Raw genomic sequence first — 17863 nt, forward strand, 5'->3', positions numbered from 1 at the left:
GGGAACACGAGGCGACGATGGCTGTGACTATGCGCGACGTCGCGATCCTTGCCCGCGTCTCGCCCAAGACGGTGTCCAACGTGGTGAACGACCATCCGAACGTGCACCCGGACACGCGTGCCCGCGTGCAGCAGGCGATCGCCGAGCTGGGCTACCGCCCGAACCATTCCGCGCGCGGCCTGCGCTCCGGCCGCACCGGCGTCATCGGCCTGGCGGTGCCGGAGCTGAGGCAGGCCTACTTCGCCGAGCTGGCCGATGCGGTCATCGCGGCGGCGGCCAAGCGCGGGCTGAGCGTGATCGTCGGACAGCTCGGAGGCGACCGTGAGCACGAGATCGAGCTCCTCACCCACGGGCTCCCGCAGACCGACGGCCTCCTCTTCAGCCCGGAGCGACTAGGCACCGAGGACCGTGACCTGTTGGCGTACGTCGACTTCCCGCTGGTCATGCTGGGAGAGTGGATCTTCGGCGGACCCACCGACCACGTGACGATGCACAACGTCAGTGCGGCCCGCGCAGCCGTCGAGCACCTGATCTCGCTGGGGCGCCGGCGGATCGCCGTCATCGGCGCCCATCCCGACGACGAGACCCGGCGGATGGGGCCCTCGAACCTGCGGATCCAGGGTTACCGGGAGGCTCTGGCGGCCGCCGGTATCGAGCACGACCCACGGCTCGAGCGCGTGGTCGCGCCCTGGCATCCCGAGGACGGCGCCGACGCGGCCCGGCAGCTGATCGAGTCGGGGCTGGAGTTCGACGCCATCTTCACCCTGACCGACTCGCTCGGGCTGGGTGCACTCCGGGCTCTCGGTGAGGCGGGGCGCGTCGTGCCCCATGACGTGGCCGTGATCGGCTTCGACAACATCTCCATCAGCCACCTCACCATCCCCTCGCTCTCCAGCATCGACCCCGGCCGCACCGAGATCGCGGAGACGGCCGTCAGCATGCTCGTGGAGCGCATCGAGTGGGGCGCCGGTTCGTCGCGGCCGGCACGTCTGCACAAGGCCGCCTTCGACGTGATCGTGCGAGAGTCCTCCGGCGGGGCCGCTTCCGGGGCGCCGCAGACCTCGTCGAGGCGGCCCGCCACGGCACCTCGGACGCTCAACGGTTGAGCCAGGCGAACGGCTCCTTCCCGGCCTCCACCCGGTTGAGGAGCCGCCCGACCTCGGCGATCTCGATCTCGACCACGTCGCCGGGCCGAAGGCTGAAGTCCATGTCGGGGACGATCCCGGTGCCGGTGGCCAGGGCCACACCGTCGGGGAAGTCGTTGGCGGCGAACAGGTAGTCGACGAGCTGCTGGATCGGGCGGACGAGCTGGTCGGACGACGTCCTCGCCGTCACGACCTCTTGTCCGCTCCTGCGGACCACCAGGGTGATGTCGAGGCCGGTGGGGTCGAGGACCTCCCAGGCCGGCCTGATGCCTGCCGCGAGCGCTGCTGCACCTGCGTACACCTTGGCCTGGGACAGGTAGAGCGGGTTCTCGCCCTCGATCGAGCGGGAGCTCATGTCGTTGCAGACCGTGTAGCCGATGATCTCGCCGTGGGCGTTGATCACGACCGCGAGCTCGGGCTCGGGTACGTCGTGGCCGGAGTCGGCCCGGATGCCGACCGGCTCGCCGGAGGTGACCAGGCGCCAGGCCGGCGCCTTCAGGAAGAGCTCGGGCCGCTGCGCGGAGTAGACCTTGTCGTAGACCGACCGCTCGGCGCTCTCCTCCATCCGGGCGCTGCGCGAGCGGGCGTAGGTGACGCCGGCGCACCACAGCTCGGCCCGCCCGTCCAGCGGGGCGAGCAGACGTGCGGACGCGGCCGGGACCGGCGTGGCGAAGGCGGACTCCACGGTGGCCCGCAGCTCGTCGCGTGGCATCGCGAGGAGATCCGCCATGGACCCGACATCGCTCACCGGCGCGATCGAGTCGTCCCTGCGTACGCCGACCTGGGGGCCGTTGCCGCTGTCGTATCGGACAAGGTGCATCGTCTGCTCCTCAGTGGTTGTCGCGTGGGGTGCCCTTGGTCTGCACCACGCGCTGGTACTTCACAGCGGGCTCGAGGACCATGCCGTCGGCGAGCTGGCCGACCATGGACCGCTGGATCTCCTGCCACGGCGTCTGCGACTCCGGCACCGGGAACTCCCCGAGCGCCTCGCGCCGCTCGGCCAGCTCTTCGTCCGAGACCAGCATGTCCGCCCGTCCCTGGTTGAGGTCGATCCGGACACGATCATCGGTACGCAGCAGTGCCAAGCCTCCTCCGGCGGCCGCCTCGGGCGAGGCGTTGAGGATCGAGGGCGACCCTGACGTACCGGACTGGCGACCGTCGCCCACGCAGGGCAGCGAGTGCACACCCCGCTCGATGAGCGCGGCCGGCGGCTGCATGTTGACGACCTCGGCCGAGCCGGGATAGCCGATCGGGCCGACACCCCGGATGAACAGGATGCACCCCTCGTCGATCTCGAGCGCGGGGTCGTCGATGCGCGCGTGGTAGTCCTCGGGCCCGTCGAAGACGATCGCGCGGCCCTCGAACACGTTCGGGTGCTCGGGGCCGGAGAGGTAGCGATCGCGGAACTCCGCCGAGATGACGCTGGTCTTCATGATCGCGCTGTCGAACAGGTTCCCGGTCAGCACGATGAAGCCAGCGGCCTCCACGAGCGGGTTGTCGAAGCCGCGGATCACCTCGGCGTCCTCGCTCACCGTGTCGCGGCAGTTCTCGCCGATGGTCCGTCCGTTCACGGTGAGCGCATGCTCGTGGATCAGCCCGTGACGCATCAGCTCGTGGACGACGGCCGGCACGCCGCCCGCGCGGTGGAACTCCTCACCGAGGAATCTGCCCGCGGGCTGCATGTCGACCAGGAGCGGGATCCGGTGCCCGACCGTCTCCCATTCCTCGATGCCGAGGTCGACCCCGATGTGCCGGGCGATCGCGTTGATGTGGACCGGCGCGTTGGTGGAGCCTCCGATCGCCGAGTTCACGACGATCGCGTTCTCGAACGCGTCCCTGGTCAGGACGTCGGAGGGCTTGAGGTCCTCGTGCACCATCTCGACGATGCGCCTGCCGGTCAGATAGGCCACCCGGCCGCGATCGCGGTGCGGTGCCGGGATCGCGGCCGAGCCGGGCAGGCTCATCCCGAGGGTCTCGGCGAGGCTGTTCATCGTGGCGGCGGTGCCCATGGTGTTGCAGTGGCCCGGCGACGGCGCGGAGGACGCGATCAGCTCGGTGAACTCCGCCTCGTCGATCTCTCCTGCCGCGAGCATCTCGCGTGCCTTCCAGATGATCGTGCCCGAACCGATGCGCTCCCCCTTGAGCCAGCCGTTGAGCATCGGCCCGCCGGAGAGCACGATGGCCGGGATGTTCACCGTGGCCGCCGCCATCACGCAGGCCGGCGTGGTCTTGTCGCAACCGGTCGTCAGCACCACCCCGTCGAGGGGATATCCGTAGAGGACCTCAACCAGACCGAGGTAGGCGAGGTTGCGGTCCAGCGCCGCCGTCGGCCGCTTCCCCATCTCGTGGATCGGGTGCACCGGGAACTCGAACGCGATCCCACCCATCTCCCGGATCCCGTCGCGTACGCGCTGCGCGAGCCCGAGATGGTGCCGGTTGCAGGGCGCCAGGTCCGAGCCGGTCTGAGCGATGCCGATCACCGGCTTGCCCGACTGGAGCTCCTCTCGCGTCACGCCCCAGTTCATGTAGCGCTCGATGTAGAGCGCCGTCATCGCGGGGTTGGCTGGGTTGTCGAACCAGTCCTGGCTGCGCAGTCGATGGGGGTTTACCACGTGGTAAACCCTAGCGTCGCAACTCACGGCCCGCCCGCAAAGTCACGACGGCCTCGGCTCGACGAGGCGATCGAGCTAGGCGATGACCTCGCGGACCAGCCACTCCAGCGTGGACTCGACCAGGATCGCGTCGGCATCGGCCTGGGTGATCGGGCCTCGCTTGCCGACGATGAGGGAATGGTCCGCACCCGGGATCGGGGTCACCTCGATCCCCTCGGGGAACTCCTCGGGCCTGCCGAACCGGTCGCGGGTGCCCTGCAGCACCAGGGTCGGCACCCTCGCCTCCAGCAGCTCGTGGGCACGCGAGATCTGAGGCTTGCTGACCGGGTGCAGCGGGAAGGCCAGGCAGAGCGCACCGGCGGCGCCGAACCCGCGCGCCGTGCGGACCGCCGAGCGGGCACCGGCCGAACGGCCTCCGACCACCAGCGGCGTACGCACCCGCATCCAGTTGGCCGCCAGCGTCAGCGCGGCGTCGAGGGACTTGGGCGGCGTGGCGACCGGCTTCCCCTTGACCCGCCAGGGCTGCTCGAAGCGGACCACGGTGATCCCCTGGGCCGGCAGCGCGTCGTTGAGCGCCATCAGGTCGTGAGTGTCGATGCCGTTGCCGGCGCCGTGGGAGAGCAGCAGCGTCGCCTGTGGTCGTCGCGCCCGGCGGGTGTAGAGCCGCCCCTCCCCGTAGGGCGTGTCGATCATCTGCGTCGTGGTTCCACCCATGTCATCACCAGGTTTCCTCGAGCGGCAGCGGCTCGATGAGTTCATGGCCGTTGTTGCGTACGTTGCTCACCAGCGTCGAGACCGGGTAGGCCTCCAGCCGGCCGGGCGCCGCCGGGGTCAGCAGGTCCACGTCGCCGGGCCGGGTCGGGTCGAGCCACTGGTCCCAGCGCTCCCGCTCGACCATGAGCGGCATCCGGTCGTGGATCCGGCCCAGGGAGTCCTCCGCCTCGGTGGTGATCACCGTGCAGCTCCACAGCCAGCGGCTGGGATCGTCCTCCGCCTTGGCGGGGTCGGGCCAGAGCTCGTAGAGCCCGGCCATCGCCAGCACTCCCCCGTCCTTCGGGGTGATGAAGTAGGGCTGCTTGCGGGGCTTGCCCTTGGCCGAAGCGGAGCCCGAGGCAGTTCGCGGAGCGTCGACGGCCTCCGTGGCGTACCACTCGAAGTAGCCGTCGGCAGGCAGCAGGCAGCGGCGCTTGGCGAAGGCCCGGCGGTAGGCGGGCTTCTCGCCCACCGTCTCCATCCGGGCGTTGATCATCCGGTTGCCGATCTTGACGTCCTTGGCCCAGGAGGGAACCAGGCCCCAACGTACGGAACGGAGCTGACGCTCGCTGGTGGCGTTCTCCTCATGGGGCGGACGCTCGAGGACGGCGTAGACCTGGTCGGTCGGCGCCACGTTGTAGCTCTCGGTGAGCGGCTCCTGCAGGCGCAGCTCATCGATCTCGAACTCCTCGGCCAGCTCGTCGGGTTGGCGGCTGGACGCGTAACGACCGCACATACGTTCACCTTAGCGCCGCAGGACAGTGCTGTTTCCAGGTATTACGAGGCTCCGCGGGCGAGCTCGTCGAGCAGGAAGCCGGCGGACCTGTCGTTCTCCGGAAGCCCCTCGATCCAGATCCGGTCGGCACTGTGCTCGACCATCCGCTTGAGGAGGCCGAGCCTCTTGACCAGCGTCTCGTCGCGCGGGGCCACCACGACCATCCGGCTGTGGCCGACCTGGCCGACGGCGGCCGCACCCGCGAAGACTGTGCGGGCGGTCTGGCCCAGCAGGGACATCCTGCGGGCGGTGGCGATGCTGTCGGTCTTCCCGCGGGTGCCGGGGACGTGGGCGTCGGTGACGACCAGCGCGTGGCTGCACGCCTTGGCCTCGCGGTAGAGATCGGAGATGCGCTCGCGTACGTGCGCGAGCGTGGAGAGGCCGGTGAGCGGGTCGGCACAGGAGATGGTGTGCAGATAGCCGAGCGTCGCCTCGCTCCAAGCGACGGAGAGTGCGTGCACCTCGGCGAAGGCCGGGTCCCGGCTGTGGACGGTCTGGGTCGTCATCCGGAGGTCCTCGAGGCTCTCCCCGAGCGACACACCGGTCTCGGCGAGGTCATGACCGACCACCCAGCAGGCCTCGGCGACGTAGCTGCTTCGCTCGGCCAGCGCCTCCGCGACGGCCTCGAACCGTGGCGGGAGCGCCGCCCGCTGCTCATCGGAGAGCTCTGTGGTCTCAGGCGGGGTGGACGCACGCGCACGCCAACCCCGGGAGAACAGTCGCACGACTCACCTCTTTCCTCGTGTTTCCAGGCGTTGCTGTGGTTCCTCGTTCGAAATCGTCGGGTCGTGGATACAGTGGTGCTCGCGCCGATCTCCTGCGCGCTCACGTGGACGTGACGGGCGAAATCGGTGAACATGACGCGATAGAGACCCACCTTTTCCGGGTTTCTCGAAACTTGTTGTCCGATCCCGGGAAGGAGGCGTGACGTGCGACCCGACGCCATCGTTAGCACAACGCATGTCTCCCGTCGGCGCAACCCGCGTCATACCTCCGTCCTTCTAACGTCTCTGGTGCCGTGAGCGAAACGACCCCCACCTCTCTACCCACCCTCGACGCCCCTGGCGACGCCGAGCTGATCACCGCCGTCCGCGGCGGTGACCTGGATGCGTACGGGACGCTGTTCGAGCGCCACGTCGAGGCTGCTCGCCGCCTCGCCCGTCAGCTGGTCTCGCCGGGAGACGCCGACGACCTCGTCTCCGAGGCGTTCGCCAAGGTGCTCAACGTGCTGCAGCGGGGCGGTGGCCCGGACCTGGCCTTCCGCGCCTACCTGCTGACGTCGCTGCGTCGGCTCCACGTGGACAAGATCCGGGCCGCCTCGAAGCTGACCACCACCGACGACCTGACGCCCTTCGACCCGGGCGTGCCCTTCGAGGACACCGCGGTCTCGGGCTTCGACAACCAGGCCGCCGCCAAGGCGTTCCAGCAGCTCCCCGAACGCTGGCAACAGGTGCTGTGGCACACCGAGGTCGAGGGCCAGAAGCCGGCTGAGATCGCGCCGATGCTCGGCATGTCGGCCAACTCGGTCTCCGCGCTCGCCTACCGGGCCCGCGAGGGCCTCAAGCAGGCCTTCATCTCGATGCACGCGCAGGACGCCGTCGAGGAGGCATGCGCCACCACACGCGCGAACCTGGGTGCCTACATCCGCAACGGCCTGTCCAAGCGCGACTCGAAGAAGGTCGACGACCACCTGCAGGACTGCCGCCCCTGCACCGCGATCTACCTCGAGCTCACCGAGGTCAACTCCGGGATGGGTGCTTGGCTCGCTCCGGCCCTGCTCGGCGCCGCGGGCGCGGGCTACCTCGCCGTCGGTGGCGGCGTCGCCGCCAAGGGCGGTGTGGTGCTCTTCTTCGGGCGGATCAGGGACTGGGTGCTGGGCGACCCTGTGGGACGTACGGTCGCGGGTGGTGCCGGTGTCGCGGCCGCCGCTGCCGTGGTCGCCGGCCTCGCGCTCACCGGCGGCGACCCGGCACCCGAGGTGCCGGCCGCTGAGGAGCCCGCCGCGGAGGCACCCGCCGACCCGGCACCCGCGGCTCCTCCCGCCGCACCGCCTGCGGCCCCGCCCGCAGATCAGCCCGCGGCCCCGCCGGCCGCGCCTCCCGCGGACCAGCCGGCCGACCAGCCCACCGACACGGCCCGGGCCCAGGCCCAGGAGGCACCGGTCATCACCTCACCTCTGCCCGAGGTGCAGGTCGCTCCGGGTGGCAAGGCGGTCATCGACCTGACCCAGGGAGCCAGCGACGCCGACGGCGACCCGCTCTCGGTCAAGGAGGCCACGGTCGCCGCGCCCGCTCACGGCACCGTCACCAAGGGCGGCGCCGCCACCTCGGGCGGCAAGGGCGGCGGTGTCAGCGGCGCGATCTTCGGTGGCCTGCGGATGGCCGGCGAGCCGGTCACGACCGTCACCTACGTCGCCGACAAGGGCTGGCGCGGCACCGACACGATCGAGTACGTCCTCACCGACGGCAAGGGCGGCGAGGTCGCCGGCACCGTGGACGTGACCACCCCCAACGCGGACCCCAGGGCCCTCGGCGACGCCGCGACCCTGACCCGGACTCCCGGGTCGAACGGCAACGGTCAGGGCAACAACGGCACCGGAAACGGCAACCAGCCGTCGACGGCGCAGGGCACCATCGACGTACTCGCCAACGACACCGACGACAACGGCGACACCCTCGACCTGGTCGAGATCGTGGACCAGCCCGCGCACGGCCGGGCCGAGATCGTCGACGGCAAGGTCGTCTACGCGATGACCGCCGGCTACGACGGCAGCAGCGACACCTTCACCTATCGAATCTCGGACGGCCACGGCGGCAAGGACGTCGGCGCCGTGGAGGTGACCTTCGAGGACGCTCCGAAGCACGACCCAAAAGTCGAGGTTAGCGCCACCCAGCAGGACGGCGGGTTCGGTGCGTCGTTCCTCGGTCTGTCCGGGTGGGCGAGCTACGTGGCCGCCACCGCAGAGGTCACCGGCCTCCCCGAGGCCGCGGCCGGTCGCTCGACCAAGCTCGTGATCACGGTGACGGGCATGGAGCCGGCCTACCTCGGCTGGCAGGCCTGCGGCACCTTCGCTCCCCCGCCGTCGGGCAGCACCTACTCCTACGAGTGCGAGCTGGCCGGTGACGGCACGGCGGCACAGGTCAACTTCATCCCGAAGGCGGGCGAGACGTGGGCCTTCGACGCCCGCATCGTGCCGGCCGGCTACGAGGACAGCGACGCGAGCAACAATCACCGCAGCGTCTCCGGGTCCTCCGGCCAGGAGCCCACGCCGACCCCGACGCCCTCGCCCACCGAGACCCCGGACGTGCCACAGGTACCCACCCCGCCGACGACCCCGGACGTCCCGCAGGTGCCCACCCCGCCGACCACTCCGGACGTGCCCCAGGTGCCGACTCCCTCCTCGGATCTGCCCAGCGACCCCGGCACCCCGAGCGAGAGTCCCTCGCTGCCTGACCAGCCTGAAGAGCCTGAAGAGCCCAGCGACAGCGCCGACCCGGACGAGGAGCCCGAGATCGAACGCGGTGCCGTGACCGACGGTCTGACCTGGGAGGGTTTCCTGAAGGCGCTCGGGATCGGCTGAGCCCGTCGCCGGTTTCCATCCCTGGTGACCGACGGCCGCCTCGGCTCTCAGAACCTCTAAAGTTGGACCTGTGACTACGACGACCGACCGTGCCGCTGACCCTGCCAACGGACCGGCCGACCCCTGGCCGGCGCCCCGGGCGCGCGGTCCGGTGACCGCGACGGTGTCGCTGCCCGGGAGCAAGTCGCTCACCAACCGGGCGCTGCTGCTGGCCGCGATCGCGGACGGGCCGAGTGTCGTACGCCGCGCCCTGCGCTCGCGCGACACGCTGCTGATGGCGGCAGCGCTGACGTCGCTGGGGTCGCAGGTGGACACCTCGGGCGAGGACTGGGTCGTCACGCCCGGGACGTTCGGCGCCGACGCCGACGTCGACTGCGGGCTGGCGGGGACGGTGATGCGGTTCGTGCCTCCGGTGGCCGCGCTCTCCACCGGCACGATCGCCTTCGACGGCGACCCGCACATGCGCAAGCGGCCGGTCGGCGAGGTGCTGCGCGCGCTTCGCGACCTCGGCGTGGACATCGAGGGTGACGGGCTGCCGTTCACCATCCGCGGCGCCGGTTCGGTGCCCGGCGGCACCGTGGTGGTCGACGCCTCGGCCTCGAGCCAGTTCATCAGCGCGCTGCTGCTGGCGGGGGCTCGCTACGAGCAGGGCGTGGACATCCGCCACGAGGGCAAGCCGGTGCCCTCGCTGCCCCACATCGACATGACGGTCGCGATGCTGCGCGAGCACGGCGTCGCGGTCGACGACTCGGACGCCAACCGCTGGACCGTGGCACCGGGACCGATCAAGGCCCTGGACCGCACCATCGAGCCCGACCTGTCCAACGCGGCCCCGTTTCTGGCGCTGGCTGCGGTCTCGGGCGGCACGGTGACCGTGCGCGACTGGCCGCAGACCACCGACCAGCCGGGCGACCAGCTGCGCGAGGTGCTCTCGCTGATGGGCTGCGAGGTTCAGGTGGGCGACGAAGGGCTCACCGTGACCGGCCCGGAACGGCTGACCGGCATCGACCTGGACATGCACGACATCGGCGAGCTCACTCCGGCGGTCGCGGCGCTCTGCGCCCTCGCCGAGACGCCCTCGCACCTGACCGGCATCGGCCACATCCGCGGCCACGAGACCGACCGGCTCGCCGCGCTCGCCCAGGAGCTGGGCGCACTCGCGGCGGACGTCACCGAGCACCCCGACGGGCTGACCATCCGGCCGGCGACGCTTCACGGCGGGGTGTTCCACACCTATGCCGACCACCGGATGGCCCATGCTGGCGTGATCATCGGCGCCGCGGTCGAGGACGTCCTGGTCGAGAACATCACCACCACCTCCAAGACCTTCACCGACTTCGCGCCCTTCTGGGCAGACCTGTTCTGACGACATGGCGAAGGCACAGCGGCGCTACGGGACCGAGGACGTCGAGCACTACGACCGTCCCCGGCGCCGCACCCGGCCGCGGACGAAGGACCGGCCCAGCTATGACGACGCCGACCTCGGGCGGGTGATCACGGTCGACCGTGGCCGGTTCACGCTGGTCATGGACGACGTCCCCGACGTCGAGGTGTGGGCGGTCAAGGCCCGGCCACTGGGCCGCAAGGGTGTGGTCGTGGGCGACCGGGTCAAGGTCGTCGGCGACACCTCGGGCGCGGAGGGCGCACTGGCCCGGATCGTCGAGGTCGAGCCCCGGGAGACGGTGCTGCGGCGTACGGCCGACGACGACGACCCCGTCGAGCGGGTCGTGGTCGCCAACGCCGACCAGCTGGTGATCGTCACCGCGATCGCCGACCCCGAGCCACGCACGGGGTTCATCGACCGCGCGCTGGTGGCTGCCCTGGAGGCGGGCATCGACCCGCTGCTGTGCATCACCAAGTCCGACCTGGCCGACCCGGAGTCGCTGGTCTCGATCTACCGGTCGCTTGGGGTGCCGTGGGTGGTGACCCAGCGGGGCGGCGACATGAGCGCGCTGCAGGAGAAGCTCGAGGGACGTACGTCCGTCCTCCTCGGCCACAGCGGGGTGGGCAAGTCGACGCTGGTCAACGCGATCGTTCCCGACGCCGGCCGCGAGGTCGGGCACGTCAACGCGGTCACCGGGCGCGGACGGCACACCTCCACCTCGGCGTTGATGCTGCGGCTCCCGGGGGACGGCTGGATCGTCGACACCCCGGGGATCCGTACGTTCGGGCTGGCGCACGTCGAGCCGGAACGGCTCATCGTCTCCTTCCCCGATCTGCAGGAGGCGACGGCCGAGTGCCCGCGCGGCTGCTCGCACGCCGCCGATGCGCCGGAGTGCGGGCTGGACATCGCGATCGAGGACGGGAGGCTCGATCCGGAGCGGGTCGCCTCGTTCCGTCGCCTGCTCGAGGCGCGGTCGGTGCCGACGTACGCTCTCTGACAGGTCGCACCATCGATGCCCCGGCCCGTGTTTTCGTGGGGAACCGGTTACCAGGGGAGGGTTCGCAGGGAGAGCGGAGCCACTAGAGTGGATCCTCGTGGCGAGCACTCCTGACTACAACGACGACCTGCGGCTGGCGCACCTGCTGGCCGACGACGCCGACTCGCTGTCGACGTCGCGGTTCAAGGCGCTCGACCTGCACGTCATGACCAAGCCCGACCTCACCCCCGTCTCGGACGCGGACAAGGCCGTGGAGGAATCCATCCGGCGCACGCTCTCCCGCGCGCGAACGCGCGACGCGATCACCGGCGAGGAGTCGGGATCCTCCGGCTCCTCCAGCCGACGCTGGATCGTCGACCCGATCGACGGCACGAAGAACTTCGTGCGCGGCGTGCCGGTCTGGGCCACCCTGATCGCTCTCGCCGTCGACAACGAGGTCGTGATGTCGGTCGTCTCCGCGCCCCAGCTCGGGCGGCGCTGGTGGGCGGCGAAGGGCCAGGGGGCCCACACCGGCAAGTCGCTGATGAAGTCGACCCAGTGCCAGGTCTCGGACGTACGCCGCCTGGAGGACGCCTCGATGTCCTACTCCTCGCTGCACGGCTGGGAGGAGCGCGAGCGGCTCGAGGACTTCCTGGCGCTGATGCGCAGCTGCTGGCGCACCCGCGCCTACTCCGACTTCTGGTCCTACATGCTCGTCGCCGAGGGTGCCGTCGACATCGCGGTCGAACCGGAGCTCGAGGTCTACGACATGGCCGCGCTGGACATCATCGTGCGCGAGGCCGGCGGGCAGTTCACCTCGCTGGCCGGTGACCCGGGGCCGTGGGGCGGCAACGCGCTGGCCACCAACGGCCACCTGCACGACGCGGCGCTCTCCTTCCTGGGCGGGCTCCCCGACGGCAGCAACGACGCCGACTGGCCGGCCGCACAGCCCGGGTCGGTCACCGCGTTCCGTCGTCCGGCAACCGAGTGACGGTGTCACACCAACCTCTGGCGTGACGCGAGTCACAGCCGCTACCGTTGATGCATGAAGATCGCGGACGTACTCACTCGCAAGGCGATCGCAGAAGTCGTCACGATCGCATCAACCGCCACCGTGCGTGATCTGCTCGGGGTGCTGGCCGAGCACGGCATCGGTGCCTGTGTGGTCAGCGGCGACGGCACCGCCGTGGCCGGGATCGTCTCCGAGCGTGACGTCGTGCGACGGCTGCACGAGAACGACGCGCTCCTCGCCGCCGAGGTCTCCTCGATCATGACCGCCGAGGTCGAGACCTGTGCCCCCGAGGCGACCATCGACGAGATCCTGGGCATCATGACCCAGCGCCGGATCCGGCACATGCCGGTCGTCTCCGCCGACGGTGAGCTGGTCGGCATCGTCAGCATCGGCGACCTGGTCAAGCACCGCATCGACCAGCTCGCCTTCGAGCGCGACCAGCTCGAGGCGTACGTCCACCAGACGTAGGTCTCATCTGAGCAGCTGCCGTGACGATGGCCGCGGCGGCGACCAGGGCGGTAGCGGGCCAGCCGAACCACTCGACGGCCGCCACACCACATGCGGTGCCGAGGCTGCCCCCGACGAAGTAGACCAGCATGTAGGCGCTGTTGAAGCGCGCCGGTGCAGCCGGGTCGATCGCCAGGACGGTGCTCTGATTGGCGACCTGGGCGGCGAACAGCCCGGCGTCGAAGATCGCGAGACAGATCAAGGTCACCACGGTGTTCGAGAGGCTGAACCCGAGGGCGACCGCGGCCGCTCCGGCGAGGAGGAGGCCGGCCAGGATCACGCGTCGAGCGCCCACCCGGTCGGTCCACCTTCCGGCGACCTGCGTGGCCAGGAGGCCCGACAGGCCGGCCAGTGCGTACAGGCCGATCTGCTCGGCTGACAAGGAGTGGGGCGCCTCGGACAGCGCTACGGCGATGCCGGCCCACACCGTGCAGAACGCGAAGAACCACAAGGAGCCCCGCAGAGCGGCAGAACGCAGAACAGGGTGGCGAACGATCAGCCCCGGTACCGATCGCAACGAAGCGAGATAGCCACGACCGCCGGCCACCGCCGCGTCGGGCAGCACCAGCACGCAGCCCAGGGCGATGAGTCCACAGGTGGCGGCGAGCACGAGCAGCATCACGCGCCATCCGAACTCGCCGGTCAGCCAGCCGCCGACGATTCGACCGCCGAGGACCCCGACCGAGATGCCTGCGGTCACCGTCCCCAGCACGGTGGCACGCCGTCGAACCGGCGCCAGCCGACCTGCGAACGAGCTCAGACCGGCCCCGACGGATGAGCATGCTCCGATCACGACCATCCCCGCCCCCAGGAGCGTCACGGTGCCGGCGGCAGCACTGACTGCGAGCCCGAGCGCCAGGACCCCGAACTGCGCGGCGAGGACCCGTCCCGGAGGAAGCCGGTCGACCAGAGGCACGAGAAGTGCGAGTCCGATCATGTAGCCGACGGGGCCGCCGGCAAGAGCCAGTCCGATAGACGCGATGTCGGTGCCGAGCGAGTCGGCCACCGTCGTGATCGCGGGCTGCATCGGGTAGATGGTCGCGGTGCCGACGGCGGCCGCCGTCGCCATGAACACGATCACGGAGACGCTGAGTCGCGCTGGCACCTCTGCGGTGTCGGTCTGGTCGCTCTGGTCTGTCTGGTCGGTCTGCATGCTGCAACCGTAGGGAGACCGAGCCTCCCGAACCGGCGGGAAAACGACGTCACCATCGGGGCGAGGGTCGACCCGATCATCACGGCCGGGTCGACGCATCCGGGCTCGGGACACGACCTGACCTTCACAGGACCTGCACAACTTCTGCAGGCTTTCCGGCGGCTCCGGCTTCTAGCCTGAGCATGTGCCAGAACATGTGAGCGCCACCCGCCGGGTCCTCGTCGTCGAGGACGAGCCGGTCATCAACCAGGCCGTCTCGGACCGGCTCACCGCCGAGGGATACGACGTCGTCCGGGCGTGGGACGGGCCGGGAGCGGTCTCCTCCTTCGAGGAGACCTCGCCGGACCTGGTCGTCCTCGACGTGATGCTGCCGGGCTACGACGGCCTCGAGGTGTGCCGCCGGATCCAGGCCGTACGCCCCGTGCCGGTGCTCATGCTCACCGCCCGTGTCGACGAGGCCGATGTGCTGGTCGGGCTCGGGGTCGGGGCCGACGACTATCTCACCAAGCCGTTCCGGGCGCGTGAGCTGGTCGCGCGGGTCAACGCGCTCCTGCGGCGGGTGGAGCGGGCGGCCGAGCTGGCCGGGTCGGCGAGGCGTACGGCTGAGATCGGCGGGCTGCGGATGGACTCGGCCGCCCGCCGGGTCTGGGTCGACGGGTCCGAGGTGCGGCTGACGCCGACCGAGTTCGACCTGCTGGCCTGTCTCGCCGCCGACCCGGGCGCCGTGGTCACTCGCGAGCGGCTGCTCGCCGAGGTCTGGGGATGGAACGACGCCTCGGGCACCCGCACCGTCGACAGCCACGTGAAGGGGCTGCGGGCCAAGATCGGGTCCGCGCGGGTCCGCACCGTGCACGGGGTCGGGTACGCGCTGGAGGCCGGCGAATGACTCCGCTGGAACGGGTCTCCTCGATCAAGGTCAAGCTCGGCCTGCTGGTCGCGGCGAGCGCCCTGGTGGCGGCGGTCGTCGCCTCCGTCGGGCGCGTCACCGGGGTCTCGCCGTGGATCTCGATCCCGGTCACGATCGGGATCGCGCTCGCGGTGACCCAGTTGCTGGCGGCCGGGATGACCTCGCCGCTGCGGCAGATGACGGTCGCGGCCCGTCGGATGGCCCGGGGCGACTACTCGGTCTCGGTGCCGGCCGGCGGGGCCGACGAGGTCGGCCAGCTGGGCCGCGCGTTCAACACGATGGCCAGCGATCTCGGCGCGGTCGACCGCCAGCGCCGCGATCTGGTCGCCAACGTCTCCCACGAGCTGCGTACGCCGCTGGCGGCTCTCACCGTCGTGCTGGAGAACCTCGTGGACGGTGTCGGGTCGGATCCCGCCGCGCTCGAGACCGCGCTCGGCCAGGCCGAGCGCCTGAGCCGGCTGGTCGAGGACCTCCTCGACCTGGCGCGCGTCGACGCGGGCAAGGCGCCGTTGAGCACGTCGTCGGTCGACCTCGGACCTCTCCTGGAGGCCTGCGTCGCGGAGGCGCGGGTCAACGGGCGGCCGGTCACCTACGAGATCGACGCGCCGGACTCTCTTGTCGTCGAGGCCGACGCCGATCGGCTCAGCCAGCTCGTCGTCAACCTCCTCGACAACGCCTCCCGGCACAGTCCGCGTGACGGTGTGGTGGTCGTGCGCGCCGGTCTCGACGGCGAGCGCTACCACCTCGAGGTGCTCGACTCCGGACCCGGTGTCCCGGTCGCCGACCGGAGTCGCGTCTTCGAGCCCTTCGGCACCCTCAGTGCCTCCACCGAGGGCGGCGGGACCGGGCTCGGACTCGCCATCGCCCGGTGGGTCACCGATCTGCACGGCGGCTCCATCGCCTTTCTCGACCCGCTGCCCGAGAGCGCGGGCGCTGCGGGCGCTCGGGTGCGCGTCGACCTTCCGCTGCGGCCACCCGCGCGTCCCATCACCAGTCATCTCACCCCCACCCATGAGGAGAGCCAGATGCCCACCACTCCCCCGGCGGCCGAACCCGCCCAACCCGCCGAACCCTCCCAGCCGGTCGACGCGCCCACGACGGACGTCAAGGCCTACGCCACCCCGTCGGTCCTCGACGACATCTTCGGCACGTACTGGCCCGACTCCGGTGTCACGGGCCGGTTCGGGCTCTTCATCGGCGCTGTGGTCGCCGGCCTGCTCGGCGGGTTGCTGATCCCCGACCGCAATGCCGGTCTCGGCACCGTCATCGTGCTCCTGGCCGCCGGGGCGGTCGTGATGCTGGCGAGCGAGCGACGCCGCGGCTGGTTCTCGATCGCCTGCTACGTGCTGTTCGCGCTGCTCTCCTCGGTCGCGGTGTTCCGCGACGCCGAGTGGATCGTCGTCCTGTGCCTGCTCACCGCGATCGCGGTGATCCTCTGCGCCTCGACCGGAGCCAAGACGCTGCTCGGGATCGTGCTGACCGGGATCTCCTGGCCGCTGGCCGGACTGCGCGGGATCCCGTGGCTGGGCCGCACGCTGACCAGCGTCTCAGGCCACGGTCACGGAGCCGCGGTCGCACGCACCACGGTTCTCTCGCTGCTCGGGCTGGTGATCTTCGGGCTGCTGTTCACCACCGCCGACGCGGTCCTGGGCAGCTGGGTGGACCAGTTCGTCCCGGACGTACGTCCCGACACCGTCGCGGCTCGGATCTTCATGACCGTGTTCGTCTTCGGGGTCGTGATGGGCGCCGCCTACCTGGCGGTGAACCCGCCCCGGATCGACCGCAGCGAGCGTACGTCCCAGCCCGTCGCCAACCGCTACGAGTGGCTGGCCCCGGTCGGTGTCGTCGTCGCGGTCTTCGCGGCGTTTCTTGTCGCCCAGGCAACCGCGGTCTTCGGCGGCGAGGACTACCTGCGCGAGACCACGGGGCTGACGTACGCCGAATACGTCCATCAGGGGTTCGGTCAGCTCACCGTCGCCACCGCGCTGACCCTGCTGGTGATCTGGGCGGCGGCGCGCAAGGCGCCGGTGGAGACCGTCGCCGACCGGCTGTGGCTCCGGGTCGCGCTCGGGCTGCTGGCCGCCGAGGCGCTGGTCGTCGTCGGGTCGGCGCTGTATCGGATGCACCTCTACCAGGAGGCGTACGGCTTCACCCAGCTCCGCCTGCTCGTGGACGTCTTCGAGGCCTGGTTGGGTCTGCTGGTGATCGCCGGGCTGGTCGCCGCGGTGGCCGGCGGCGCGATCGGCGGCGGTCTCTGGCTCGGCCGGTTCGCGCTGGTCAGCGGTGCCGTCGCGCTCCTCGGGATCGCCGCGATCAACCCGGACTCCTGGATCGCCGAGCACAACGTCTCGCGCTACGAGGAGACGGGGAAGATCGACACCGACTTCCTCTCCGGGCTCAGCGACGACGCGGTGCCGGCCCTGGAGAAGCTCCCCGACGACCTGCGTCGATGCGTACTCGTTCCCAACGACCGCACGGGCGACTGGCTCGAGTGGAACCTCGGTCGGGAACGAGCCGATGGCATGACCCCGGGTTACAACTCGCCGACCGCCGTGCCCGACCAGGGCACGCTGTGCCCGCCCGAGCTGGAATACATAGACTGACGGCATGAGCCAGAAGCCAGAGATCGACTTCGTCGACCCCACCCCTCCGACCGACCTCGTCATCAAGGACATCACCGTCGGTGACGGCGAGGAGGCCACCGAGCGCGACCGCGTCTCGGTCCACTACGTCGGCGTGGCGCTGTCCACCGGCGAGGAGTTCGACGCTTCCTACAACCGTGGCGAGCCGCTCGACTTCCGCGTCGGCATCGGCCAGGTCATCCAGGGCTGGGACCAGGGCATCCTCGGTATGAAGGTCGGCGGCCGCCGCCAGCTCGTCATCCCGCCGCACCTCGCCTACGGCGACCGCGGTGCCGGCGCCGTCATCAAGCCCGGCGAGACCCTGATCTTCGTCTGCGACCTGGTGAAGGTCGAGAAGTAACCCACCCGAATCCGTAGAACCGGGGGCCGAATCCGCAGTTGTGGGGGCCGAGAATGTAGTTGTGGGCGACGAAACTC

At 70.6% G+C, this 17863-nt stretch carries 15 protein-coding genes; 9 read left to right on the forward strand and 6 right to left on the reverse strand.

What is annotated here, in order from left to right; all coding sequences use genetic code 11:
• Nucleotides 1-17: 17 nt before the first annotated feature.
• A complete protein-coding gene (locus ACFVDI_RS24180; protein WP_378911323.1) occupies nucleotides 18-1106 on the forward strand; it encodes a LacI family DNA-binding transcriptional regulator in 1089 nt (362 codons plus the stop codon).
• Here ACFVDI_RS24180 and ACFVDI_RS24185 read toward each other — a convergent pair.
• From ACFVDI_RS24185 to ACFVDI_RS24205, 5 genes are all read right to left on the reverse strand, one after another.
• Complete coding sequence (locus ACFVDI_RS24185) at nucleotides 1096-1965, reverse strand: fumarylacetoacetate hydrolase family protein (protein ID WP_378911324.1); 870 nt, start codon at nucleotides 1963-1965, stop codon at nucleotides 1096-1098. The genes ACFVDI_RS24180 and ACFVDI_RS24185 overlap by 11 nt on opposite strands.
• A 10-nt stretch (nucleotides 1966-1975) precedes the next feature.
• Nucleotides 1976-3757, reverse strand: a complete 1782-nt coding sequence (locus tag ACFVDI_RS24190) for an IlvD/Edd family dehydratase (protein ID WP_378911326.1) — start codon at nucleotides 3755-3757, stop codon at nucleotides 1976-1978.
• A gap of 75 nt (nucleotides 3758-3832) precedes the next feature.
• Nucleotides 3833-4471, reverse strand: a complete 639-nt coding sequence (locus ACFVDI_RS24195) for an alpha/beta family hydrolase (RefSeq protein ID WP_328529223.1) — start codon at nucleotides 4469-4471, stop codon at nucleotides 3833-3835.
• 4 nt (nucleotides 4472-4475) lie between these two features.
• Nucleotides 4476-5246 carry an SOS response-associated peptidase gene (locus tag ACFVDI_RS24200; RefSeq protein WP_378911327.1) on the reverse strand — a complete coding sequence of 257 codons (771 nt, stop codon included), beginning with the start codon at nucleotides 5244-5246 and terminating at the stop codon, nucleotides 4476-4478.
• A gap of 41 nt (nucleotides 5247-5287) precedes the next feature.
• On the reverse strand, nucleotides 5288-6010 hold the full coding sequence (locus ACFVDI_RS24205) for a hypothetical protein (RefSeq protein WP_378911328.1): 723 nt from the start codon (nucleotides 6008-6010) through the stop codon (nucleotides 5288-5290).
• A gap of 293 nt (nucleotides 6011-6303) precedes the next feature.
• Between ACFVDI_RS24205 and ACFVDI_RS24210 the strand changes: the two genes are divergently transcribed.
• The 5 genes from ACFVDI_RS24210 to ACFVDI_RS24230 all read left to right on the forward strand — a co-directional run bounded on the left by ACFVDI_RS24210 (nucleotide 6304) and on the right by ACFVDI_RS24230 (nucleotide 12705).
• Nucleotides 6304-8865: a sigma-70 family RNA polymerase sigma factor gene (locus ACFVDI_RS24210; protein ID WP_378911329.1), complete on the forward strand. Its 2562-nt coding sequence runs from the start codon at nucleotides 6304-6306 to the stop codon at nucleotides 8863-8865.
• 70 nt (nucleotides 8866-8935) lie between these two features.
• Entirely contained in the window at nucleotides 8936-10231 is a 1296-nt protein-coding gene (aroA, locus tag ACFVDI_RS24215) for a 3-phosphoshikimate 1-carboxyvinyltransferase (RefSeq protein WP_378911330.1), read from the forward strand.
• Between the two features lie 4 nt (nucleotides 10232-10235).
• Nucleotides 10236-11246, forward strand: coding sequence for a ribosome small subunit-dependent GTPase A (gene rsgA / locus ACFVDI_RS24220; protein ID WP_378911331.1), 1011 nt, complete (start codon nucleotides 10236-10238; stop codon nucleotides 11244-11246).
• Nucleotides 11247-11343: 97 nt separating this feature from the next.
• The gene (locus tag ACFVDI_RS24225) at nucleotides 11344-12216 is read left to right on the forward strand and encodes an inositol monophosphatase family protein (protein WP_378911332.1); all 873 of its coding nucleotides are present in this window, start codon (nucleotides 11344-11346) and stop codon (nucleotides 12214-12216) included.
• Nucleotides 12217-12270: 54 nt separating this feature from the next.
• Entirely contained in the window at nucleotides 12271-12705 is a 435-nt protein-coding gene (locus ACFVDI_RS24230) for a CBS domain-containing protein (protein ID WP_378911333.1), read from the forward strand.
• Here ACFVDI_RS24230 and ACFVDI_RS24235 read toward each other — a convergent pair.
• Nucleotides 12638-13897, reverse strand: a complete 1260-nt coding sequence (locus ACFVDI_RS24235; RefSeq protein WP_378911334.1) for an MFS transporter — start codon at nucleotides 13895-13897, stop codon at nucleotides 12638-12640. The two genes, ACFVDI_RS24230 and ACFVDI_RS24235, sit on opposite strands and share 68 nt — an antisense overlap.
• Nucleotides 13898-14081: 184 nt before the next feature.
• Between ACFVDI_RS24235 and ACFVDI_RS24240 the strand changes: the two genes are divergently transcribed.
• Genes ACFVDI_RS24240 through ACFVDI_RS24250 form a run of 3 tightly spaced genes read left to right on the forward strand, consistent with a single transcriptional unit; the run spans nucleotide 14082 to nucleotide 17786 of the window.
• Nucleotides 14082-14783, forward strand: coding sequence for a response regulator (locus ACFVDI_RS24240; RefSeq protein ID WP_378911335.1), 702 nt, complete (start codon nucleotides 14082-14084; stop codon nucleotides 14781-14783).
• The gene (locus tag ACFVDI_RS24245) at nucleotides 14780-17407 is read left to right on the forward strand and encodes a DUF4153 domain-containing protein (protein WP_378911337.1); all 2628 of its coding nucleotides are present in this window, start codon (nucleotides 14780-14782) and stop codon (nucleotides 17405-17407) included. Before ACFVDI_RS24240 ends, ACFVDI_RS24245 begins: the two co-directional genes overlap by 4 nt.
• Before the next feature lie 4 nt (nucleotides 17408-17411).
• Complete coding sequence (locus ACFVDI_RS24250) at nucleotides 17412-17786, forward strand: FKBP-type peptidyl-prolyl cis-trans isomerase (RefSeq protein ID WP_008362044.1); 375 nt, start codon at nucleotides 17412-17414, stop codon at nucleotides 17784-17786.
• The last annotated feature ends 77 nt before the right edge of the window (nucleotides 17787-17863 follow it).

This window comes from Nocardioides sp. NPDC057767, assembly GCF_042798275.1.
Taxonomy (GTDB): Bacteria; Actinomycetota; Actinomycetes; order Propionibacteriales; family Nocardioidaceae; genus Nocardioides.

What these genes read in the sequence shown, in the direction of transcription:
- ACFVDI_RS24180 (WP_378911323.1), top strand. Translation starts at nt 18, where the DNA reads ATGGCTGTGACTATGCGCGACGTCGCGATCCTTGCCCGCGTCTCGCCC.
- ACFVDI_RS24185 (WP_378911324.1), bottom strand. Translation starts at nt 1,965, where the DNA reads ATGCACCTTGTCCGATACGACAGCGGCAACGGCCCCCAGGTCGGCGTA.
- ACFVDI_RS24195 (WP_328529223.1), bottom strand. Translation starts at nt 4,471, where the DNA reads ATGGGTGGAACCACGACGCAGATGATCGACACGCCCTACGGGGAGGGG.
- ACFVDI_RS24200 (WP_378911327.1), bottom strand. Translation starts at nt 5,246, where the DNA reads ATGTGCGGTCGTTACGCGTCCAGCCGCCAACCCGACGAGCTGGCCGAG.
- rsgA (WP_378911331.1), top strand. Translation starts at nt 10,236, where the DNA reads ATGGCGAAGGCACAGCGGCGCTACGGGACCGAGGACGTCGAGCACTAC.
- ACFVDI_RS24230 (WP_378911333.1), top strand. Translation starts at nt 12,271, where the DNA reads ATGAAGATCGCGGACGTACTCACTCGCAAGGCGATCGCAGAAGTCGTC.
- ACFVDI_RS24235 (WP_378911334.1), bottom strand. Translation starts at nt 13,897, where the DNA reads ATGCAGACCGACCAGACAGACCAGAGCGACCAGACCGACACCGCAGAG.
- ACFVDI_RS24245 (WP_378911337.1), top strand. Translation starts at nt 14,780, where the DNA reads ATGACTCCGCTGGAACGGGTCTCCTCGATCAAGGTCAAGCTCGGCCTG.
- ACFVDI_RS24250 (WP_008362044.1), top strand. Translation starts at nt 17,412, where the DNA reads ATGAGCCAGAAGCCAGAGATCGACTTCGTCGACCCCACCCCTCCGACC.